Below are 21,228 nucleotides of genomic sequence, written 5' to 3' on the forward strand. Positions count from 1 at the left end.
TTGGTCGTGACAGGTCCGGTGATGGTTCCCACGTCGCTTGACAACCGTCGCGGCAGCCGGTGTACTGGATGTATCGAACACGCGTTCGAAGCATGAAGTTCGAAGTACCGCCTTCCCCGTGGTACGCCCAAGACCGTCCATAAAGGACGGTCCAGGTGTAGTGGGGAGGCGAGGTCCGTGACAGCGGAGGTGGTCGAGGCACGGGCCTTGCCGTTGGCGAGGCTGGCGGCTTTGCCAGGAGTGAGCACGGCCAGTGGCGTGGCTTCCGCGGCCGAACACGCGAGGACGACGGGAAGGGTGCTCCCGGTGTCCCCGGCGTTGTCCGGTCTGCTGCCCGCCGCGGGGCTCCGGCGCGGGAGCACCGTTTCGGTGCTGGGGTCCACGTCACTGTTGCTCACCCTGCTCGCCGCCGCGACCGCCGGCGGTGCGTGGGCGGTCGCGGTCGGCCTGCCCGCGCTCGGGGTGGTCGCCGCCGCGGAACTCGGGGTCGAGGTGGGCAGGCTCGCGCTGGTCCCCCGTCCCGGTGCCGAGTTCCCGGCGGTGACCGCGGCCCTGCTCGACGGCTTCGATCTCGTGGTCGTCGGTCCTGGGCTCGCCCGGCCCGAGGTGGCGAGGCGGCTTTCCGCGCGCGCTCGCCATCGCGGTTCGGTCCTGCTCTCTTCGGGGCCGTGGCCCGGCGCCGAAGTGGAACTGACCTGTCACCGATCCCGCTGGACGGGCTTCACCGGCGGTGGCGCGGGCTACCTGCGCGCCCGTGAGGTCGAGGTGCGGGCCGGTGGCCGGGGCGCGGCCGCCCGGCCGATGTCGGCGTCGTTGCGGTTCCCCGGCGAGGGTGAGGTCGAGCGAGCGGACCTGCCCACGACCAGGTGGGGGACGGCGTGAACCCGCCCGTGCGCATGCTGGTGCTGTGGTGCCCGGACTGGCCAGCGGTCGCCGCCGCGGCCGTCGCGGGTGAACCCGTCGGCCGCCCGGCGGCGGTCTTCTCGGCGAACCGCGTGGTCGCCTGCACCGCGGTGGCCAGGGGATACGGCGTCCGCCGCGGGATGCGGCGGCGCGAGGCCCAGTCCTGCTGCCCGGAGCTGGCGGTCTTCGGCGAGGACGACGGCCGTGACGCCCGGCTCTTCGAACCCGTCGCGCAGGCGGTGGAGGAACTGGCCGTCGGGGTCGAGGTGGTGCGCCCGGGGATCGTCGCCGTCCCGGTCGACGGCGCGGCCGGTTACTTCGGCGGTGAACACGGGCTGCTCGAACGGCTGGTGGACGAGGTGTCCGTGGCCGCGGGGGTGGAATGCCAGGTCGGCGTCGCCGACGGGCTGTTCGCCGCGACACTCGCCGCCCGCCGTTCGACGCTGGTCGGGCCGGGTGAGACGGCGGAATTCCTCGCCCCGTTGCCCATCCGTGAACTCGACCAGCCCGAAGCAGGCCGGGCCGAACTGGTCACCTTGCTCCGGCAGCTCGGCCTTCGCACACTGGGCGCCTTCGCCGCGCTCGACGAAAGCGACGTCTCCGCGCGCTTCGGCATGGAAGGCGTGCTCGCCCACCGGTTGGCACGCGGGCGCTCCGAACGTCCGCCGTTGCGCCGCCGTCCGCCGCCGGAACTGTCGCTCGCGAAGACGTTCGACCCGCCGATCGACCGGGTCGACGCCGCCGCGTTCGTGGCGAAGGGGCTCGGCGAGCGGTTCCACACCGGACTCGCCGCACACGGGCTGGCCTGTACCCGGCTCGGCATCTACGCCACCACCGAGACCGGTGAACAGCTCGGCCGGGTGTGGCGTTGTGCCGAGCCGCTGACCCCGCTCGGGGTCGCCGACAGGGTGCGCTGGCAGTTCGAAGGCTGGCTGAAAGCGAAGGAGCGCCCCCATTCCGGGGTCGTGCGGCTGCGGTTGGAGCCGGAAGAGACCGTCGAAGGCCGGACGCTGCAACTCGGGTTGTGGCAGGCGGGCGCGGCAGGGGCGTTGCGGCCGTCCACCGAAGACGACGACCTGGCCGGTGAGCGAGCGGGCCGGGCACTGGTGCGGGTGCAGGGCCTGCTCGGTCCGGAAAGCGTCTTCACCGCGGTACTCGACGGCGGCCGCGATCCCGCCGAACGCGTCCGGCTGGTGCCGTGGGGCGACAGGCGGGAGAAGTCCGCGCAGGCGGACGCGAACTGGGCCGGACGGCTCCCGGCCCCCTCCCCGGCGACGGTGTTCGCGCGGCCGGTGCCCGCCAAGGTGCTGGACGAGAACGGCCGCCTGGTGGAGATCACCGCGCGGCGCCGGGTCACCGCCGCGCCGTTCCTCGTGAGCTTCGAGGGCGGCGAGCCGCGTGGAGTCCTCGCGTGGGCCGGTCCGTGGCTGGTCGGTGTCCGCGCCGGGGCCGGGCACGCGCGGTCGGGGACCCGGATCCGCCTGCAGGTGCTGCTGGCCGACGGGCACGACGCCGAGGAAGCGGTGCTGCTCCGTTTCGAAAACCACGAGAATCCGATGTGGACACTGGAAGGGAAGTACGACTGACCATGGACGAGGAGTACACGCGGCTGGTGCGGCGATGGCTGGAGGAACCGGCCATCCCAGTGCAGCGCGCCGAGTTGGACACGGCATGGGCGGCGTGCGTCCCACGAGCGGAAGTGTTCGTCCCCGTGCCGAGGCGTTCGCCCGAGAACCGGTGACCGATGGGCTGGAACAACCCTCCACGGCCGTGGAAGGACCTCGCCCGCGAGCTCGCGGGCGAGGTCCCGCCCGGCGACGGCGGGGACAGCCCCGCGTGGAGCGCCAAACGGCACGGCTACCAGCGGCCCGCCGATCTCGCCGACCTGAGCGGTGACGACGACGGCGCCACCGCGCGCCGGGTGCCGTACGCCGAACTGCACTGCCATTCGAACTTCAGCTTCCTCGACGGGGCGAGCCATCCCGAGGAACTGGTGGAGGAGGCCGCGCGCCTTGGCTTGGACGCGATCGCGCTCACCGATCACGACGGCATGTACGGCGTGGTGCGGTTCGCCGAGGCGGCCAGGGAACTCGGCGTGCACACCGTCTTCGGCACGGAACTCAGCTTCGGGCTGTCCGGTCCGCAGAACGGGTTCGCCGACCCCGAGGGTGAGCATCTGCTCCTGTTGGCCAAGGGAAAGGACGGTTACCTGAGCCTGAACCGGGCGATCACCGCCGGTCAGCTGTACGGCTTCGGCAGGCAGTCGTTGTCCCCCAAGGAAAGGGCGGAGAAGGGAAGGCCGGTCTACGATCTGCGCGCGGTCGCCGAAGAGGTCCGCGGGAAGTGTGTCGTGCTCACCGGCTGCCGCAAGGGGGCGGTGCGGAAGGCGCTCGTCACCGAGGGGCCCGCGGCGGCCGTGGTGCGGTTGAAGGAACTCATCGACTGCTTCGGCCGGGACAACGTGTACGTCGAGCTGATCGACCACAGTCTTCCCTTGGACAGCACGCACAACGACCTGCTGAGCGAGATGGCCGACGAGTTCGGGTTGCCGACGGTGGCGACCACGGCGGCGCACTATGCCCGGCCGGAGCGTGCTCCGCTGGCCGACGCGCTGAGCGCGATCCGCGCCCGGCGCGGGTTGGAGGACATGGAGGGCTGGCTGCCCGCCGCGGGGACGGCGTTCCTGCGGTCGGGGGAGGAGATGGCCGAGATCTTCGCGCGGTATCCGGGCGCGGTGCAGCGGGCGGCGTTGCTCGGCCGGGAATGCGCGTTCGAACTGCACCACATCGTGCCGAAACTGCCGCCGTTCGACGTGCCGGAGGGGCATACCGAAGCGTCCTATTTGGAGGAACTCACCCGTAAAGGCGCCAAGGAGCACGAGAAGAACAAGGACGCCGAATACCGTGAAAAAGCCCAGAAGCTGATCGAGCACGAACTGAAGATCATCGAAGACCTGGGCTTCCCCGGCTACTTCCTGATCGTCTGGGACATCGTGCGGTTCTGCCGGGAGAAGAAGATCCTCTGCCAGGGCCGTGGATCGGCCGCGAACTCGGCGGTCTGCTACGCGCTCGGCATCACCAAGGTCGACGCCGTGCGCTACGACCTGCTCTTCGAACGTTTCCTCGCCCCCGACCGCGACGGCTATCCGGACATCGACCTCGACATCGAATCCGATCGTCGTGAGGAGGTGATCCAGTACGTCTACGGGAAATACGGCAGGCTGAACACCGCGCAGGTGGCGAACGTGATCACCTACCGGGCACGATCCGCGGTCCGTGACGCGGCGCGGGCACTGGGGTACTCGCCCGGCCAGCAGGACGCGTGGAGCAAGCAGATCGACCGCTGGGGCGCGTTGCGTACCACGGAAAAGGACCACGATCACGACATCCCGGCCGACGTCGTCGAACTCGCTTGCGCGCTCGAGGACTTTCCCCGGCATCTCGGCATCCATTCCGGCGGAATGGTGATCTGTGAGCAGCCGGTGAGCGAGGTCGTCCCGATCGAATGGGCCCGGATGGCGGATCGCAGTGTCGTTCAGTGGGAAAAGGACGACTGCGCCGCCGCGGGTCTGGTCAAATTCGACCTGCTCGGGCTCGGAATGTTGTCGGCCCTGCACTATATGATCGATCTGGTTCGTGACCACAAAGGGGAAGAGGTCGACATCTCCGAATTGGATCTCAAGGATCAGAACGTCTACCGAATGCTCTGCCGCGCCGACGCGATCGGCGTCTTCCAGGTGGAGAGCCGTGCGCAGCTGGCCACCCTGCCTCGCCTGCGCCCCAAGAAGTTCTACGATCTCGCGGTCGAGGTCGCGCTCATCCGTCCCGGTCCGATCCAGGGCGGTTCGGTGCATCCCTACATCCGGCGCAAGAACGGCCAGGAGAAATGGGATTTCGACCATCCGAAACTGGCGGGCGCGCTGGAAAAGACCCTCGGTGTCCCGTTGTTCCAGGAACAGATGATGCAGATCGCCCTCGATGTCGCCGATTTCACTCCGGCGGAGGCCGATCAGCTGCGACACGCCATGGGGGCCAAACGGTCCGAACGGAAAATGGAACGGCTCAAACGGCGCTTCCTCGAAGGCGCAGCGAAGAACGGCATCGAAGCGGAACTCGCGGAGAAGATCTTCGGCAAGCTCAAGGCGTTCGCGAATTTCGGCTTCCCGGAAAGCCACGCGCTGAGTTTCGCCTTGCTGGTGTTCACGAGCGCGTATTTCAAGTACTATCACCCGGACGCGTTCCTGGCCGGTCTGCTGCGCGCCCAGCCGATGGGGTTCTACTCGCCGCAGTCACTGGTCGCCGACGCGCGGCGGCACGGGGTGAAGGTGCTCGGCCCGGACATCAACGCGAGTCTCCCGCACGCGACGCTGGAACCGTTGCCGGAAGGGGGAGAACCGCTCGCCGTGCGGGGTGGTCTGTCCACCGTGCGGATGATCGGCGAGAACCTGGCGAAGGAGATCGTCGAGGAACGCGCACGCGGCGGCCCGTTCGCGGATCTGCCCGAAGTCGCCCGGCGGGTGCGGCTGACCAAACCACAGATCGAGGCACTGGCCACGGCCGGCGCGTTCGGCTGTTTCGGCGAGAGCAGACGGAGCGCGCTCTGGGCGGCGGGCGCGGTCGCCGACGAAAGCCTGGAGAAACTGCCCGGTCTCACCACCGGGGCCAAGGCGCCGATGTTGCCGGGTATGGACGAAATCGACGTCGCGGCCGCGGACGTCTGGGCCACCGGCGTGTCCCCGGACAGCTTCCCGACCCAGTTCGTCCGGGGCCACCTCGACGAACTCGGTGTCGTCACGGCGGCGGGCTTGCGCGAGATCCCGCACGGCACCCACGTGCTGACCGGCGGCGCGGTGACCCATCGCCAGCGGCCGGCGACCGCGGGCGGCGTCACCTTCATGAACCTCGAAGACGAGACGGGGATGATCAACGTCATCTGCACGATGGGGGTGTGGCAGCGCTACCACCGGGTGGCCCGAGGCAGTCCCGCGCTGCTGGTCCGGGGCGTGGTCGAACGCACCGGCGAGGTGGTGAACGTCCTCGCCGAACAGATCCGGCACCTGCCGCTGCGGATCACCGCCAAGTCCCGTGATTTCCGCTGACCCCGCTTGACGACCGGGTGACGTTCATGCTGTAGTTCGATCAACGTCGCAGTGCACCCGGCAAAGAGACCGTCGTGGGCGCGGAGGCGTCGGACCATGGGAAATCATGGAAACCCCTTCTTCATCGAACGGCCGGCTGACGGCGTTCGGAAATCAACTCGTTCAGGTTCATCAGTGGCTGCGTAAAGAGCTGGCCGGACTGCACGACGACCTCGGGTCGGTCGCGGCAGGCCGGGCCGGGCGACTGCGCGATCTGCGTGCGCATTGCCTTACCTTCTGCTCGGCGCTGACCAGGCATCACACCGGGGAGGACGGCGGCGCTTTCCTTGTGCTGTCGGAGAAATTCCCCGAACTACGGCCGGTACTCGAAGAACTCGCGCATGACCACGACGTCATGACCGGGATCATCGAACGACTCGAGGAACTCGTCGGCGGCGTCGGTCCGGACTCGAGCCCGGCCGAAATCCTGCACGTCCAGCGGGAACTCGACGGGCTCACGGCGATCATGGAAACGCATTTCCGCTACGAGGAGAAGCGGATCGTCGAGGCGCTCAACTCGCTGAACATGCCGGAGTGGCGGGAGACGAAGCCGTCTTTCCTGCTGAAATCGCATTAGGACACGTCCTGTCCTATACGGTCATTAGGGTTCTCCTCAACGCACTGAAACGACCGAGGAGAACCCTGATGACCAGCGCGAACACCGCCGCCAGCCCGATTCCCGCCGGCTACCACTCGGTGACCCCGTGGATCATTTCGCGCGACACCGCGGGCATGATCGACTTTCTGAAGCGGGTCTTCGACGCCGAGCCGCTGGGTGAACCGGTGTACGTCGAGGGCGGGAAGATCGGGCACGCCGAGGTCCGGATCGGTGACTCCGTCGTCATGCTGTTCGATGCGCAGGACGACTGGGTCGACACCCCGGCGTACCTGCGGCTTTACGTCGAGGACAGCGTGGAGACGCAGCGCCGGGCCGTCGAGGCGGGCGCCGAAGAGGTCACCAGGCAGACAGAACTCTTCTTCGGCGACCGTGTCGGCCGGGTCCGCGACCCGTTCGGCAACCTGTGGTGGATCCAGACCCGGCTCGTCGACCTCGAGTACCCGGAGATGGAGCGCCGCATGAACGACCCGAAGTTCATCGAGGCCATGCGGTACGTGTCGGGCTCGAAGATCGTCCCGGCCCGGTATGCGATCCTGGAGGGGTGACCGAGACTGCGGAAGACTACCGAGAAGCCGTCCTTTCCCAGCAATGGTGGGAAAAACGTAGTTTCGTCGGTTGCGACTTCACCGAGGCGGACCTCCGCGGGCTCCGTACCCAGGGGTGCACCTTCGATCAGTGCGACTTCACCAAGGTCGACTTCGAGGGCTCGCGCCACGAGGCGTCGGCGTTCCGCTCGTGCACCTTCGATCGCAGTGTGCTCGCCGGTACCCGGTGGAGCTCCTGTTCGATGCTCGGTTCGTCCTTTGTGGACTGTCGATTCCAGAAGATCGCGTTCACCGAATGCGATCTGTCGCTGGTCTCGCTGAGCCGCAATCGACTGTCCAAAGTGGATCTGTCCGGGTTGCGGCTGCGGGAGGCCAACCTGACCGAGGCGGATCTCACCGGCACCGATCTGCGCGGTGCCGACCTCACCGGGGCCCGGCTGGCGGGCGCGAAACTCGAGGGTGCCGACCTGCGCGGCGCCCGGCTGGACGCCAACGGCCTGGTGCAGGCGAACCTCTCGGGTGTCCACGTGGACACCGAGACCGCCGTGGCCTACGCCGCCGCGCACGGCCTCGTCATCCACTGACCCCTGAACGCTATGAAAGGTCCTTTCCTCGCAAATTTTGCGAGGAAAGGACCTTTCATAGCGCTTGAGGGAGCTAGTCGATCGGCGGTTCGCCCGGGTCCAGCTCGATGAGGTCGCCCTCGGCGAGCAGTTCCTCGATGGAAGCCGGCAACAGGTACGCCGACCCGCCACCGGGCTGGTTGAACCACGGGATCGCGACACCGGCGAGCGCTTCGAGCGGACGCTGCACGCGATACACGTGGTACGGCCGGTTCACCCACTCCGGCACGAGCGAGCGCTCCTCGAACGGCGTCCCGGCCGCGTAGGTCAGGTTGCCGTTCGGGCCGCCGAAGCGGTCCAGCTCGCTGCCGGCGGGCAGCTCACGCAGTTCCTTGCCGCGGAACAACGTCAGCGGCGGTTCACCGCTGAGCGGCGAGATCGGCCAGTTCTGCTTGGCGTCGGGCTGCCCAGCGTTCGCCGCGGCGGCGGCAGGCGGACGCGCCGGTTCCTCGCGCCGCATCGGCGGCGGAGGCGGCGTCACCGGCGGTTCGCGCCGGGGCGGGACGGGCGGCGGGCTCGACAGCGTCGGGTTCGGCCGCACCGGGGGAGCCGGCGGGACGGGAGCCGGAGCGGGCTCGTCGTCCAGGTCGTCCCCGAGCAGTTCCTCCGCCGTCGTGAACGCCGTCTGCTCCTGCGCCGGGATCGACTCCTGCGGCGGCACCGGATGCGAACCGGTGGCGATCTCGGGGGAGAGCGTCGCCAGTACCGGCGGTGCCGGAGCAGGCGGTTCCTCGGCAGGCTGCTCTTCGACAGCGGGCCGTTCGTCGAAGGACTGCTCGGCGGGGGGCGGAGCGCCGTTCGGGTTCAGCAGGACCTTGCCGAGCATGAACGCGGCCGCGTCCTCGGCGTCGCCGAACACCGCCGGGTTGGTCAACTTCCCGTCGTACCAGCCGACCCGCCAGCCACCGCCGTCGACCTGCTCGACACTCCAGCCGTGGTCGGCGGGCGAGCCGATGCGGTAGACGTCGTCGGGCACGTCGAGTTCGTCGAACTTCGACTGCAGCTCGTTCAGCACCGGCACGGGGTGCTCGGCGCGGCGCGGCCGCCGGTGATCCTGGGGTTCCGGGGCGGCACGACGCGGGGTTTCCTCGCGCCGTGGCTCGGGTTCCGGCCGGGGCAGATGCGCGGCCGCCACCGGGGCGGGCTGCTCCTGCGGCGGAGCGTCGACCTGCGTGACCTCGGAGTCCGACGGCGGGGGCACATTCGGTGCCTCCGCGTCGTGCGTGAGGAGGGGCAGGGAATCGGCGTCCGCCTGCTCGACCGGCGTGTAACCCGCTGTCGTCTCGGTGTCGTCCTCGTCGTACGAAACGTCCTCGGGTCGCGTGTCCTCGTGCTGCTGGGCGTAAGAGTCGCCCTGCAGAGGCCGCGCGTACGTCGTGGCCTCGGGATCGGCGAGTGGCCGCTGATGCGGGGCCTGCGGCTCCTGCTCGGGCTCGGCGCGCTGGTGCGGCTCCTCGTCCTGCCGGGCTTCGTCGGCGTAGACGTCCTGTTCGGACTCGTGGAACTGCGCCTCTTCGTGCGGATACTGCTCTTCGTAGCCGTCCGCGTACTGCTGCTCGGCGGCGGCTTCGTGGAAGTCCTGCGCCTGGTAGTCCTGAGTGTCGTAGTCCTCCTCGTACCGCTGGGCCTGCTCGGCCTGGTCCGGGAGGGTGTTCTCGGCCGCGGGAACGGCAGCGGCGGCCGCGACCGGTGCGGCCGACGCGGCGGCCACCGAAGCGGCGTCCGGGCCCTGCTGGTGCGAAGGCGGGACGGGCGGCTGAGCGGCCTGGTTCGGGCCGGGACCACCCGGACCCGCGAGCCCGTTGGGGCCGGGCTGACCGGGACCGCCCTGGTTGACCGGGGACTGCTGCGGCGGCACCGGACCGTTCTGGACCGGGCCGTTCTGCGGCGGACCCTGCGGCGGCGGGCCACCGGGGCCACCAGGGCCACCGTTGGGTCCACCCGGCCCACCGGGACCACCCGGGCCGTTCGGCCGCTGCTGAGGGGGCTGATTCCCCCGAGTGAGGTACCCCGCCGCGGCCTGCAGCGTCGGGTCGTCGACCTCGGGCAGCGTGAAACCGTTCTGCCGGACGTGCTCGATCAGGTCGAGTTCCGGCGAGACGCCGTACTCGCGCAGGTAGAAGTTGACGGCGGCGGGCCAGATCCACTGGCCGTCGCTGTGGAAGGCGACCGGGACGGTGGCCTCGGGAGTCTGCGCGAGCCTGTCGATGTCGTAGCCGCGCTCGGTGACCACCAGCGGCGCGTGGTCCAGGTATTCGAGCAGCCTGTCCTGCTCCTCGATCTCCAGATCGGGCCGGTTGATCACCGGACGACCGGCCGGGCCGATGGTGTCGAAGATGCGGGCGATGCGGAAATGCGGTCCCGGCTGCTCGGGGCCGAGACCGGACATGCGCCGGATCAGCCATTCGGGCACGTTCTCCTCGGAGCGGGGGAACATGCGGAGCTCGTCGGAGTACGCCTGCGGAGGCGGCGCGAGGCGCCACTGCGGCTCGTCGCGGTTGTACTCGAGGTTGTAGCTGGAGGGGTGGTCGAGCTGGTAACGAGCGTTGAACCAGGTGCCGCGGCCGTCGCGATACATCCCGGCACGGAGCCTGCCGAACAGCGTCGCGATGTCGTGCGTCGCGACCCATTCGTGCGCGGTGCCGTCCTCGGTGATGATCTCGCCGGTCATCTCGTGGTACCTGCCGACGGCTCGGTACTCGGCGGTCACCTTCCGCCAATCACGCGGCGCGGCCCGCAGCAGGGCGAGGCCGATCTGCTTGACCAGGGTGTCCTGCTCGGTCGCGTTCAGCTGAGTCGTCGGTTGTGCCACGGTCACATTTTGACCGTATCCGCGTCCGCGTGCACCCCGCATGTGGGTTTTGCCGCTCTTGACAACTCCGAAGACGCCCTGACCTGGTGTCCGGTTACTCACCCGGGATACTGACGAGGTGAACCGATTTGCCCGCGAGGCCATGAAGGACGAGGACTGATGGCGGTGGCCGGACAGCGGCGTGACCGTGGGGCACTGCTCCGTCACCTGCCGTTCCTGCTGGTGATGCTGGTGGTGGCCGTCGCGGCCCTGCGGATCGGCCAGTACCACTGGCGCCAGGGCGCCGTGCTGATCGGCGGGGCACTGATGCTCGCGGGTCTGCTGAGGGCGGTCCTCCCCGACGTGAAGGCGGGGCTGCTGGCGATCCGGGGCAAGCCGGTCGACGTCCTGACTTATGGCGCGCTTTCTGTCTTGATCCTTTTCATCGCCTTCACGATCACCGGCGGTCCCCTGTCCTGATGCGCGTGAAAGCCCCCATCCCTCAGTTGAGTCGAGGGAAGGGGGCCTTCACGCGCTTTGGGGGTCAGGAAGCCATCGCGGGGACCCGGGCCTCGCGGCGGTCGAGACCGCCGGAGACCGCGGCCAGGGAGAGTCCCAGCACGGCCAGCGACGCGCCGACCCAGTTGGGCGCGACCAGGCCGAGCCCGCCCGCGATCACCAGGCCGCCGAGGTAGGCGCCGATCGAGTTCGCGATGTTGAACGCCGACTGCACCGCGGCCGAGACCAGCGACGGGGTCCCGCCCGCCTTCTCCATGATCCGCGCCTGCATCATCGGGCCGATCATGAAACCGGCGAGGCCGACGAAGAAGATCGTCACCGCGGCGCCGACCTTGCCGTTAGCGGTGATCGTGAAGATCGCGAGCACCGTCGCGAGCCCGGTCAGCGCGACGTAGAGGCTCGGCATCAGCGCCTTGTCGGCGAGCCTGCCGCCGAGGTAGTTGCCGATCGTCATGCCGACCCCGGCCAGCGAGAGCAGCAGGGTGACGTTCGACGGCGAGTAGCCGGTGACGTCGGTCAGCATCGGCGCGATGTAGGACAGGCAGGCGAACACGCCGCCGAGGCCGAAGGTGACGATCGCGAGCGCGAGCCACACCTGCGGACGGCGGAAGGCGCCGAGTTCGCCGCGCAGCGACGGTTCGGCCGGTTTGCCCTGGTGCGGAACCAGTTTCGCGATCGCGGCAATGGCGGCCAGGCCGATCAGGGCGACGACGCCGAACGTCGCGCGCCAGCCGACCTTCTGGCCGAGCAGTGTCCCCAGCGGCACGCCGACGACGTTGGCCAGCGTCAGGCCCATGAACATCATCGAGACGGCCTTCGCGCGTTCGCCCTGCTTGGCCAGGCTGGACGCGACGACCGCGCCGGCGCCGAAGAACGCGCCGTGCGGCAGGCCCGCGAGGAACCGGAAGGCGACGCCGAACTCCTGGTTCGGCGAGAGCGCGAAGAGGGCGTTGCCGAGCGTGAACAGCCCCATCATCGCCAGCAGCATGGTCTTGCGTGGCAGCCGGACCGCGGCCGCGGTGAGCAGCGGGGCGCCGACCACGACGCCGAGGGCGTAGCCGGAGATGAGGTAACCGGCGGACGGGATCGACACGCCGAAATCAGTGGCGGCTTCGGGCAGCACGCCCATCATGACGAATTCGGTGGTTCCGATGCCGAAGGCACCGATGGCGAGCGCGAGCAGCGCGACGGGCACGGCTCTCCTTCCGGGGTCGTACGTGAGTAAACGATTACTCGCCCAGCGTCGCGGATGGGGAGCTGAATCGATTTAGGTCTCGGGCACAAAAGAAGACAGCGCGTGCGGCCCCAGCGTCGACGAGCTGTCCTGCATCCAGTTCAACGGATCAAGGGTGCCTTTGTCATCCCGGTTTCGGGTGAGGCTGACCACCCTCAGCGGCGAGCGGCGAGCACTCCTTGGAGCAGTCCGGGGAAGAGCTCGTCGAGATCGTTGCGGCGCAAGGAGTTGTAGCGGGTGGTGCCCTGCTGGCGGCCCATGATGACGCCCGCTTCGCGCAGGGTGCGCAGGTGATGGGTGAGTGTGGACTTGGTCACGGCGACGTCGAATCCGCTGCAGGAGATCTCGGTGCCGGGCTCGGCCAGCTGGCGGACCATGTCGAGGCGCACCGGGTCGGCGAGCGCGGCGAGGACCGCCTCGATCCGGATCTCGTCCTGCCCGGGGTAGACGTACTGCGGTGTCGTGGTCGCGGCCATGAGTCCATAGTACGACGCCCCTCGAACTTCTCGAAGGTTCGTAGTACGGTCGGCATCGAACTACGACAACCATCAAACAATGACCCCTGAGCGACTTTCGCCCCCTAATCGCGCTCCGGCGCCAGCCGAGCGCCCCGGGACCCAGGTCGCCTTTAGCGGGCTAAACGCGCTCCGTGGGGCACCTGGGCGACTGGGGCCCGGAGCGACTTCCGCCCCCTAATCGCGATCTGGGCCGGAAGCGGGAGGTGACGTGAAAAGGGGTCTAGAGCTGGGGAGTCCATGACTTTCGCACCACCTAGGACCTCGGTGCTGGCACTCGGCACCTTCGCGGTCGGCACCAGCGGCTACGTCGTCGCCGGGCTGCTGCCCGCGCTGACCGGCGAGCTCGGCGTCTCCGAGACGGCCGCCGCTCAGCTGGTCACCGCCTTCGCCATCGCGTACGCGGTCGGCTCGCCGCTCTTCGCCGCGGTCACGGGTCGCTGGGAGCGGCGCACCCTCCTGGTCGCCGCCCTCGTCGTCACCGCCATCGGCAACGCCCTCGCCGCCCTCGCGCCCGGCTACGTGACCCTGCTCCTGGCGCGGGTCGTCACCGCGATCGGCGCGGCCGTGTTCACTCCCGCCGCCAGCGCGGTCGCCGCCGAACTCACCACACCCGAACGCCGGGGCCGCGCCGTCGCGCTCGTCTTCGGCGGCCTGACCATCGCGACCATCCTCGGCGTCCCGCTCGGCAGCGTCCTCTCACAGAGCGTCGGCTACCAGGCCGTCTTCGCGCTCGTCGCGGCCTTCTCACTCCTTGGCGCCTTCGCGGTCCGAATGGTCCTGCCCGCCGTCCCGGCGCCGCCTCCGGTCCGCCTGGCCGAACGGTTCACCGTCGCCAAGGACCCGCGCGTACTCGCCATGCTCGGCGCGACCGTGCTCGGCTGCCTCGCCGCGTTCTCCGTCTACACCTTCATCTCGCCGGTCCTGTCCGCCACGGCGGGCGTCCACGGCACGACGGTCAGCCTGCTGCTGTTCGTCTACGGCGCGGGCGGCGCGCTCGGCAACATCCTCGGCGGCCGCGCGACCGACCGCTGGGGCGCCAAGGGGCCACTGCTGGTCGTGTTCGGCGGCATCACCGTGGTGCTCGCGATGCTGCCGCTCGTGGCGACCACCGTCGCGGGCGCGGGCGTCGTCCTCTTCCTCTGGGGACTGGCCACCTGGTCGATCAATCCGCCGATCCAGCACCGGCTGATCGAGTTGTCCCGGGAGAACACGGGGCTCGTCCTCTCGCTCAACGCGTCCGCCATCTACCTCGGCGTCGGCCTTTCCGGCCTGGTCGGGGGAGCGGTGCTCAGCGGCGGCGGCCCGCTCCTGCTGCCCGAAATCGCGGCGGTGCTGACCGCCCTGGGCGCGGCCGTGGTCGTGACGGGCTGGCGGAGCCGCGTGCGGCGGCCCGCGCTGGCCGAGTGACGCCTAATCGGCGCGAGACCGGACTTCGCAGTCGGGCCCGGGGAAGACCAGTCCTTCGTGCCCGTCGGCGAACCGGACGAGATACGGCGGGGCGCCGTGTTCTCCGCGTACCTCAAGGATTTCGCCGCGCTGCTCAGCCGAGCCCACCGTGCGTCCGTGCACGTGGATCTCGTCTCCGATGGTCGCGTGCATGAAAACCACCTCCGACGCTTCAAGGTTAGGAGCGTCGGAGGTGTTCGTACAGGTGCCTGCCACGATCGGCCGAGGGCTTCGGCGAAATTCGCGGGCTCGTCGTGACCGCCCTCGATAAGCTGCCCGGATGACCGACGTACTCGACGTGGTGGACGGGAGGAGCGGCGAACTCGTGCTTCGCCGCGCGGGCGAGGATTTCGAAGTCATCGCCAACGGAGTCTTCCTGATGGACACGCGCAACGGTGAATCCGAACGGTTGCTCGTCTCGGTGGCGGCGGATCTGGTGCCGGGCAAGGCACGGATGCTGATCGGCGGCCTCGGTGTCGGCTATTCGCTGCGCGCCGCGCTGGACCACCCCGGCGTCGGCGAGGTCGTGGTCGTGGAGCGCGAGCCCGCCGTGATCGGCTGGAACCGCGAGGGGCCGCTCAAGGATGTCCACGGCGACGCCCTCTCCGACGAGCGGGTCACCGTGGTCGAGGCCGATCTGGTGAAGTGGTTACGCCGGACGGAAGAGCGGTTCGACGCGCTGTGTCTCGACATCGACAACGGTCCTGAGTGGACGGTCACGGACGGCAACGCGAAGCTGTACCAGAAAGACGGGCTCGACATGCTCGCCGCGCGGCTTCGGCCCGGCGGCGTGCTCGGGGTCTGGAGCGCCGAGTCGGTTCCGGCGTTCGCGAAGCGGCTGCGAGCGCGATTCGGCGAGGTGCGGGAGCTGAAGATCCCGGTGCCACAAGGGGAACCGGACGTGCTGTGGTTCGCGCGGGTGTAGCGGACGCCGCGCGGGTCAACGCTCGCTGGTGCGACACGGTGTGCCGGTCACACGGACTCGCCGGCACGTTCGGCCCGCGCTCCTGGAGATCGGCACGCCGGACACCGCCGCTGTACCCGGACGCGGTGACCCTGACACCGGACGCGTCGGTGTCGGACGTGCTGGACGGCATCGACACGTCGCCTGGCTGTTCGGTCAAGGACAGTTTCGGTTGCCTGGACCTCTCCGAAGCGGGCTTCGAGGTGCTCTTCGAAGCCACCTGGATCGCGCGGGAGGTCCGGATGCCGCTCGAACCGGGCTGGTCCCGGGTGCCGGACCAGTTCGACGATTCCTCCGTCGCGGTGTGGTCCGACGGTGTCTCCGGCGTGACGGCCAACCGTGACGGCGACTTCGCCGGACTGTCCAATTTGTACACTCGCGGCGATCCCGACGACGCGTGGCGCGGCGCGACCTCGGCGGTCGCCACGACGTTTCCCGGCCTGCCGATCACCGGCTACGAACGCGGTGACGACCTCGCCGCCGCCCGGCGGGCCGGATACACGGCGCTGGGACCGCTGCGGATCTGGCTGAAATGATCGGACCATGGAGATCACCACCTGGCACCTCGAACAGACCTCGCCGGACGACCTGAGCGCCGCCAAACCACCCGCCACCCCAGTCACGGTCACCCGCGCCGAACTGGTCAGCCCGGAACTGAACCGGTATCTCTACACCGCCGTCGGCGGCGACTGGTTCTGGCTGGACCGGCTCGGCTGGACTTGGTCGCAGTGGATCGAGTGGCTGGACAGGCCCGGCGTCGAGACCTGGGTGGCCTACGCGCAAGGAACGCCGTGCGGGTACTTCGAACTCGACGGCAGCGCCGAAGGCGATCTTGAAGGCACTGTCGAACTCGCGTATTTCGGCCTGCTGTCGTCCTTCGTCGGGAAGGGCATCGGTGGGTATCTGCTGACCGTCGCGCTCCGTGAGGCATGGGCGCTCGCGGAACGGTGGCCCGGCAAGACGGCGACGCGCCGGGTGACGGTCCACACCTGTACTGCGGACGGCCCGGCCGCGCTCAAGAACTACCAGGCGCGCGGCTTCCGGATCTTCCGCACCGAAGTCGGGCAGGAAGACCTGCCCGCCGAGACGCCGGGGCCGTGGCCGGGAGCCGAGAAGAAGTAGCTACTCCGCCGGAGCCTTGACGGCTGCCTTCGCCGCCTTCTTGAACGCCCGCACCTCACCGAGGGTCTTCGTGTCGACGACGTCCGCGATAGAGCGCCGCGAGCCGCGGTCGCCGTACGCACCGGCGGCCGCGCGCCAGCCCTTGGGCTGCACGCCGAGCTGTTTGCCGAGCAGCGCCAGGAAGATCTTGGCCTTCTGCTCGCCGAAACCGGGCAGCGCCTTGAGTCGCTTGAGGACCTCGGGCCCGTCCGGCTTGGGCCGCCCGGAGGTCCAGATCCCGGCGGCGTCGCCGTCGTAGACCTCGACGATGTGCTGGGCGAGGTCCTTCACCCGGCGGGCCATCGAGCCGCCGTAGCGATGGATCGCCGGCGGGACCACGCAGAGTTCGACGAAGGTTTCGGTGTCCATCGCGACGATCTTCTCGATGTCGAAACCATCCATCCGGTCCGCGATCTTCTGCGGCCCGCGGAACGCGTGCTCCATCGGGAACTGCTGGTCCAGCAGCATGCCGACGAGCAGCGCGAACGGGTCTTCGCTCAGCAGTCGGTCCGCTTCCTCGTCCCCGACCAGGTGCAATGCGCGCGTCATGTGCACAGGATCTCACGACCGGACCGGGGTGTGCGTCCTCATCCGTGTGGGTCGACGAGCAGGTCCGCGGCCGCCGTGGTGACGGCGGCCGACACCGCCGCCAGCGCGGGGGAGTCGAGTTTCCACTGCTGCCAGAACAGCGGTACGTCGATCGGGTGGTCCGGGTCGAGACAGACGAAGGTGCCGTCGCGCAAGCGGTCCCCGATCTGCGCGACCGGCACCATGCCCCAGCCCATCCCGGCCGCGACGGCGTCGAAAAACCCTTCGGACGAGGGAACGTAGTGCCGCAGCGAACTCGCGATCGTGCCGCGTTCACGAGCGAAGCGGTCCTGAAGGTCGTCGCGGCGGTCGAAGACGACGACAGGGGCTTCGGCGAGGGTGAGGTCCGTGCCGAGCTCCGGGCTCGCGACGGCCAGGTACCGCATGTGCCCGAGCCGGTGCACCGAACAGCCCGCGACCGGATCCGGTGACGACGTCACGGCCGCCATCACCAGCCCCTCCCGCAGCAGGGTCGTGGTGTGGTCCTGATCCTCGCGGTGCAGTTCGAAGCAGATCTTCTGCTCGGGCGGCACCCGCGTGAGCGCCGGCAGGAACCACGTCGCCAGCGAGTCGGCGTTCACCGCGATCGGCAGCCGGACCGGTTCGTCGCCGGCGGTCAGGCCGAGTTCGGCCCGGGTGTCGGCCTCCAGCAGGGCCAGTTGACGGCCGAAGCGCACGACGGCCTGCCCGGATTCGGTCAGGCGCACCGGTTTCGTGCGGATCAGCAGTACCCGCCCGGTGCGCTGTTCGAGCGCCTTGACGCGTTGGCTGATCGCCGACGGTGTCACGTGCAGTGCCGAGGCGGCGGCGTCGAACGTGCCTTCGTCGGCGACCGCCAGCAGCGTCCGGACGAGGTCGAGCGGCAGATCGGTCATCATGAGCGCTAATGTTACGTAAGAATCTTTAGCTGTACTGTTGACCCGCCGCTTCCTAGTGTCCTTCCCATGGGAGACGTTCTGCTCAGCGCCGCCGCCGGTTTCGGCGCCACCATGGCCCTCATCGTCGCGATCGGCGCGCAGAACGCCTTCGTGCTGCGCCAAGGCATCCGCCGGGAATCGGTGCTCGTGGTCGTCCTGATCTGCATCGTCTCGGACGTCATCCTGGTGAGCCTCGGCGTCGGCGGAGTGGGTGCGTTGGTGGGGGCCTCACCTGAAGCGCTGACCATCGTCGCCCTGGTCGGTGGCGCTTTCCTGCTCTGCTACGGCGCTCTCGCTGCCCGTCGCGCGTTCAAGCCGGCGGCGCTGGAGACCGGTGGCCCCGAGACCGGCGGATCGTTGCGCCGCATCGTGCTGACCACGCTGGCGCTCACCTGGCTGAATCCGCACGTCTACCTCGACACCTTGCTCCTGCTCGGCGCGATCGCCGCGGGGCACGGTGGCGGCCGGTGGGCGTTCGGCGTCGGTTCGGTGCTGGCGAGCGTGCTCTGGTTCCTCGTGCTCGGGTTCGGCGCGAGGCTGCTCAGCGGGTTCTTCCGCAAGCCGTCGTCGTGGCGGGTGCTGGACGGACTGGTCGCCGCCACGATGATCGCCCTCGGCGTGACGCTGGTGGCCAGCGCCTGATCGGTTGCGGGGTGCCGCGGGCAGTTGTATGCATGAGTCATGCATGAATGGACCGCACTCCTCTCGGCCCTCTGCTTCGGCACCACCCATTTCGTCAGCGGAGTGCTGTCGAAGCGCGCTCCCGGGATGACGATCTCGCTGTACGCGCAGGTCGGAGGCACCGGGCTCAGCGTGGCCGCAGCGCTGGTCTTCAGCGGCCCCACCACGGCGCAAGCGCTTGCGTGGGGCGCCCTTTCCGGCCTCGGGACCGGCGTCGGCGTCGCTTTCCTTTACCGCGCGATGGGCCGGGGCGTGATGAGCGTCGTCGTCCCGGTCAGTGACCTCGGCGCGGTGGTCATCCCGGCCGCGGTCGCCGTGCTGGCCTTGGGCGAACGGCTGTCCGTGCCCGCCGCCGCCGGGATCGTGCTGGCGCTGCCGTCGGTGTGGCTGGTTTCCCGAAGCGGTGACGGACACGGCTCCGCGGGAGTGGCCGACGCGCTCATCGCGGGGGTCGGGTTCGCCCTGCAGTTCCTCGCCATGGCCAGGGTGCCCGCCGACGCCGGGTTCTGGCCGATCGCGGTCAGCCGGGCGGTGTCGGTCTGCGCGATCGTCCCCCTCGTGCTCCTGTCGTCGGCGGCGTTCCGGCTGCCCAGCGCGACGGCCGTGAAGGCGGCCGCCGCCGGGGCGCTCGGCTCGGTCGCGATCCTGCTGTACTGGTACGCCACGCAGCGGCAACTGGTCGCCGTCGCGACCGTGCTCACCGCGCTCTATCCGGCGATCCCGGTCGTGCTCGCGATGCTCTTCCTGCGCGAGCGCGCCAACCGGGCGCAGGTCGCCGGGCTGATCGGCGCCGGTGCCGCCGTCGGCCTCATCGCCATCGGATGATCACGGCAGGCGCGCGAGATCGTCGGCGGTGAGCACGAGGTCGGCCGCGGCCGCCGAATCGCGGATCGTCGCGGGCCTCGTCGAGCCGGGGATCGCGATCACCGACGGCGACTTCGCGAGCAGCCACGCCAGGCAGACCCGCTGCGGGCTGACACCGTATTCCTCCGCCACGGCAAGGAAACCCGCGTGCGCCGCGCCGATTCGCGCGGCCCCGGAGATGCCGCCGAGCGGGCCCCACGGTAGGTAGGCGAGCCCGAGTTCGGTGCACAGCGCCAGTTCCGGCTCGTGCGCCGGATACGCGGGTGAGTGTTCGTTCTGCACCGAAACGAGCTTCTCGCCGAGGATTTCGCGTGCTTCGAGTATCTGCGCACTGGACACATTGGACACCCCGGCGAGCCGGATCTTGCCTTCGTCGGCCAGGTCCTTGATCGCGCCGACGGACTCCGCCCACGGCACGTTCTCGTCGGGCTTGTGCAACTGGTAAAGCCCGATCGTGTCGACGCCGAGCCGTTTCAGTGAGCCTTCGCAGGCGTTCTTGAGATGCGTGGGTGTCCCGGTGACGGTCCACGAGCCGTCTCCGGGCCTGCCGCGTCCGCCCTTGGTCGCGACGAGTACCGCGTCCGAGTCACCGCCGTAGGTGGCCAACGCGTCGGCGATCAGCGTCTCGTTGTGCCCGGTTTCGCCCGCGTGCCAGTGGTAGGAGTCGGCCGTGTCGATGAGGGTGACACCGGCGTCGAGCGCGGCGTGGACGGTGGCGATCGCGCGGTCGCGGTCGGGGCGGCCTTCGATCGACAACGGCATCGCGCCGAGGCCGATCGCGCTGACTTCGACGTCGCCGATGGTGCGGTACTGCATGGTCAAAGTGCCTTTCGGAGTTCTTCGACGACTTCGCCGAGCCAATCGGTGGTGGAGGAGAAGGAGAAACCGAGACCGGTCGCGCGGGAGGTGTCCAGGACGGCGTACCGGTCGAAGGAGTACGGCGAGGCGTCCCGCTCGACGATCCGGAACCGCGGCTCGGCCACGATGGCACGGGCGATGTCCGTCGCGGACAGCTTTCCGTGCGAACCGGCGTTGATCGCCCCGGTGAAGTCCGCTTTCGTCGCCCAGGCGAGGAAAGCGGCGATTTCCCGCTCATGAATGAACGTCGCCGGCCGTGGTTCCGCGTGGACGCCGACGGCGTCACCCGCGTCCAGCCGTTCGACGTAATGCCGCAGCCGTCCGGTGAAATCATCGCCGCCGAGGACGTGCGCGACCCGTACCGAGGCGAACGGCACATCCCCGGCGGCGAAGACCGCTTCGGCCTGCCGTTTGCCTTCGCCGTAGTGCGCTTCGAGGAAATCCCCGTCGTGCCAAGGAAGTGCGAAGTCGGCGGACGGCAGGGCGACCAGCGATTCGGTCATCGGCGCGTCCGTCACGACTTGGTCGTAGACCTCGATCGTGGACGTCATCACGTACCGGTCCGCGCGGATCACCCGGCGCGCGATATCCGCTTGGACCGGGGTGTAGCAGACCTGGTCGAGCACGACGTCGAAGGAACGAGAACCCAGCGCGGCCTTCAACCCCGCTTCGTCGTCGCGATCGGCGATCAGATGGGCGACGCCGGACGGTGCCGGCGCGGAGCCGCGGTTGAGCACGGTGACGTCCAGCCCGGCGTCACGCAGCCGCTCGACCACTCCGCGGCCGAAGTACCGGCTCCCACCCAGAACGAGCACTTTCTTCATGTTCACCAGTGTTACCCTGGCGATCCAGGCGTTTGA

Annotated in this window: 22 protein-coding genes; 14 read left to right on the forward strand and 8 right to left on the reverse strand. The window is 69.3% G+C overall.

Features of this window, described 5'->3' with window-relative positions; all coding sequences use genetic code 11:
• Positions 1–207: 207 nt before the first annotated feature.
• From ACZ7KI_RS04125 to ACZ7KI_RS04155, 7 genes are all read left to right on the forward strand, one after another.
• On the forward strand, positions 208–882 hold the full coding sequence (locus tag ACZ7KI_RS04125; protein WP_470271847.1) for a hypothetical protein: 675 nt from the start codon (positions 208–210) through the stop codon (positions 880–882).
• Positions 883–896: 14 nt separating this feature from the next.
• A complete protein-coding gene (locus ACZ7KI_RS04130) occupies positions 897–2,489 on the forward strand; it encodes a DNA polymerase Y family protein (protein ID WP_470271848.1) in 1,593 nt (530 codons plus the stop codon).
• 2 nt (positions 2,490–2,491) lie between these two features.
• The gene (locus ACZ7KI_RS04135) at positions 2,492–2,644 is read left to right on the forward strand and encodes a hypothetical protein (RefSeq protein ID WP_167386360.1); all 153 of its coding nucleotides are present in this window, start codon (positions 2,492–2,494) and stop codon (positions 2,642–2,644) included.
• A 3-nt stretch (positions 2,645–2,647) separates the two neighbouring features.
• Positions 2,648–6,001 (forward strand): error-prone DNA polymerase, encoded by a 3,354-nt coding sequence (locus tag ACZ7KI_RS04140; RefSeq protein ID WP_470271727.1) that lies wholly within the window; start codon positions 2,648–2,650, stop codon positions 5,999–6,001.
• Positions 6,002–6,107: 106 nt separating this feature from the next.
• Positions 6,108–6,617, forward strand: a complete 510-nt coding sequence (locus tag ACZ7KI_RS04145; RefSeq protein ID WP_470271728.1) for a hemerythrin domain-containing protein — start codon at positions 6,108–6,110, stop codon at positions 6,615–6,617.
• Between the two features lie 68 nt (positions 6,618–6,685).
• Complete coding sequence (locus ACZ7KI_RS04150) at positions 6,686–7,204, forward strand: VOC family protein (RefSeq protein ID WP_470271729.1); 519 nt, start codon at positions 6,686–6,688, stop codon at positions 7,202–7,204.
• Positions 7,201–7,788: a pentapeptide repeat-containing protein gene (locus tag ACZ7KI_RS04155; protein ID WP_470271730.1), complete on the forward strand. Its 588-nt coding sequence runs from the start codon at positions 7,201–7,203 to the stop codon at positions 7,786–7,788. Before ACZ7KI_RS04150 ends, ACZ7KI_RS04155 begins: the two co-directional genes overlap by 4 nt.
• Positions 7,789–7,861: 73 nt before the next feature.
• On the opposite strand, the gene ACZ7KI_RS04160 is transcribed toward ACZ7KI_RS04155, so the two are convergent.
• On the reverse strand, positions 7,862–10,681 hold the full coding sequence (locus tag ACZ7KI_RS04160; RefSeq protein WP_470271731.1) for a TNT domain-containing protein: 2,820 nt from the start codon (positions 10,679–10,681) through the stop codon (positions 7,862–7,864).
• Positions 10,682–10,798: 117 nt separating this feature from the next.
• Between ACZ7KI_RS04160 and ACZ7KI_RS04165 the strand changes: the two genes are divergently transcribed.
• On the forward strand, positions 10,799–11,098 hold the full coding sequence (locus tag ACZ7KI_RS04165; protein ID WP_470271732.1) for a DUF3017 domain-containing protein: 300 nt from the start codon (positions 10,799–10,801) through the stop codon (positions 11,096–11,098).
• A 64-nt stretch (positions 11,099–11,162) separates the two neighbouring features.
• Here ACZ7KI_RS04165 and ACZ7KI_RS04170 read toward each other — a convergent pair whose 3' ends face one another.
• Entirely contained in the window at positions 11,163–12,332 is a 1,170-nt protein-coding gene (locus ACZ7KI_RS04170; RefSeq protein WP_470271733.1) for an MFS transporter, read from the reverse strand.
• 194 nt (positions 12,333–12,526) lie between these two features.
• Positions 12,527–12,847 (reverse strand): ArsR/SmtB family transcription factor, encoded by a 321-nt coding sequence (locus ACZ7KI_RS04175; protein ID WP_465500928.1) that lies wholly within the window; start codon positions 12,845–12,847, stop codon positions 12,527–12,529.
• A 279-nt stretch (positions 12,848–13,126) separates the two neighbouring features.
• On the opposite strand from ACZ7KI_RS04175, the gene ACZ7KI_RS04180 reads away from it, so the two are divergent.
• Positions 13,127–14,296, forward strand: coding sequence for an MFS transporter (locus tag ACZ7KI_RS04180; protein WP_470271734.1), 1,170 nt, complete (start codon positions 13,127–13,129; stop codon positions 14,294–14,296).
• A 3-nt stretch (positions 14,297–14,299) separates the two neighbouring features.
• Here the strand turns inward: ACZ7KI_RS04180 and ACZ7KI_RS04185 are convergent, their stop codons facing one another.
• Positions 14,300–14,488 carry a DUF1918 domain-containing protein gene (locus tag ACZ7KI_RS04185; protein ID WP_470271735.1) on the reverse strand — a complete coding sequence of 63 codons (189 nt, stop codon included), beginning with the start codon at positions 14,486–14,488 and terminating at the stop codon, positions 14,300–14,302.
• A gap of 127 nt (positions 14,489–14,615) precedes the next feature.
• Here ACZ7KI_RS04185 and ACZ7KI_RS04190 point away from each other — a divergent pair, with 127 nt between their 5' ends.
• Genes ACZ7KI_RS04190 through ACZ7KI_RS04200 form a run of 3 tightly spaced genes read left to right on the forward strand, consistent with a single transcriptional unit; the run spans position 14,616 to position 16,421 of the window.
• On the forward strand, positions 14,616–15,260 hold the full coding sequence (locus tag ACZ7KI_RS04190) for a spermine/spermidine synthase domain-containing protein (RefSeq protein WP_470271736.1): 645 nt from the start codon (positions 14,616–14,618) through the stop codon (positions 15,258–15,260).
• Positions 15,242–15,835 (forward strand): hypothetical protein, encoded by a 594-nt coding sequence (locus ACZ7KI_RS04195; RefSeq protein WP_470271737.1) that lies wholly within the window; start codon positions 15,242–15,244, stop codon positions 15,833–15,835. The genes ACZ7KI_RS04190 and ACZ7KI_RS04195 overlap by 19 nt, the downstream gene beginning before the upstream one ends.
• Before the next feature lie 7 nt (positions 15,836–15,842).
• Entirely contained in the window at positions 15,843–16,421 is a 579-nt protein-coding gene (locus ACZ7KI_RS04200) for a GNAT family N-acetyltransferase (protein ID WP_470271738.1), read from the forward strand.
• Here the strand turns inward: ACZ7KI_RS04200 and ACZ7KI_RS04205 are convergent, their stop codons facing one another.
• Together ACZ7KI_RS04205 and ACZ7KI_RS04210 are read right to left on the reverse strand one after the other, a co-directional pair.
• Positions 16,422–17,009 (reverse strand): HhH-GPD-type base excision DNA repair protein, encoded by a 588-nt coding sequence (locus ACZ7KI_RS04205; protein ID WP_470271739.1) that lies wholly within the window; start codon positions 17,007–17,009, stop codon positions 16,422–16,424.
• A 38-nt stretch (positions 17,010–17,047) separates the two neighbouring features.
• A complete protein-coding gene (locus tag ACZ7KI_RS04210; protein WP_470271740.1) occupies positions 17,048–17,926 on the reverse strand; it encodes a LysR family transcriptional regulator ArgP in 879 nt (292 codons plus the stop codon).
• 66 nt (positions 17,927–17,992) lie between these two features.
• On the opposite strand from ACZ7KI_RS04210, the gene ACZ7KI_RS04215 reads away from it, so the two are divergent.
• Positions 17,993–18,607, forward strand: coding sequence for a LysE/ArgO family amino acid transporter (locus ACZ7KI_RS04215; protein ID WP_470271741.1), 615 nt, complete (start codon positions 17,993–17,995; stop codon positions 18,605–18,607).
• A gap of 39 nt (positions 18,608–18,646) precedes the next feature.
• A complete protein-coding gene (locus tag ACZ7KI_RS04220) occupies positions 18,647–19,471 on the forward strand; it encodes an EamA family transporter (protein ID WP_470271742.1) in 825 nt (274 codons plus the stop codon).
• Here ACZ7KI_RS04220 and ACZ7KI_RS04225 read toward each other — a convergent pair whose 3' ends face one another.
• Together ACZ7KI_RS04225 and ACZ7KI_RS04230 are read right to left on the reverse strand one after the other, a co-directional pair.
• Positions 19,472–20,326 carry an aldo/keto reductase gene (locus ACZ7KI_RS04225; RefSeq protein WP_470271743.1) on the reverse strand — a complete coding sequence of 285 codons (855 nt, stop codon included), beginning with the start codon at positions 20,324–20,326 and terminating at the stop codon, positions 19,472–19,474.
• 2 nt (positions 20,327–20,328) lie between these two features.
• Positions 20,329–21,192 (reverse strand): NAD-dependent epimerase/dehydratase family protein, encoded by an 864-nt coding sequence (locus tag ACZ7KI_RS04230; protein ID WP_470271744.1) that lies wholly within the window; start codon positions 21,190–21,192, stop codon positions 20,329–20,331.
• Positions 21,193–21,228 lie beyond the last annotated feature (36 nt).

The organism is Amycolatopsis sp. NPDC039088 (assembly GCF_055598845.1).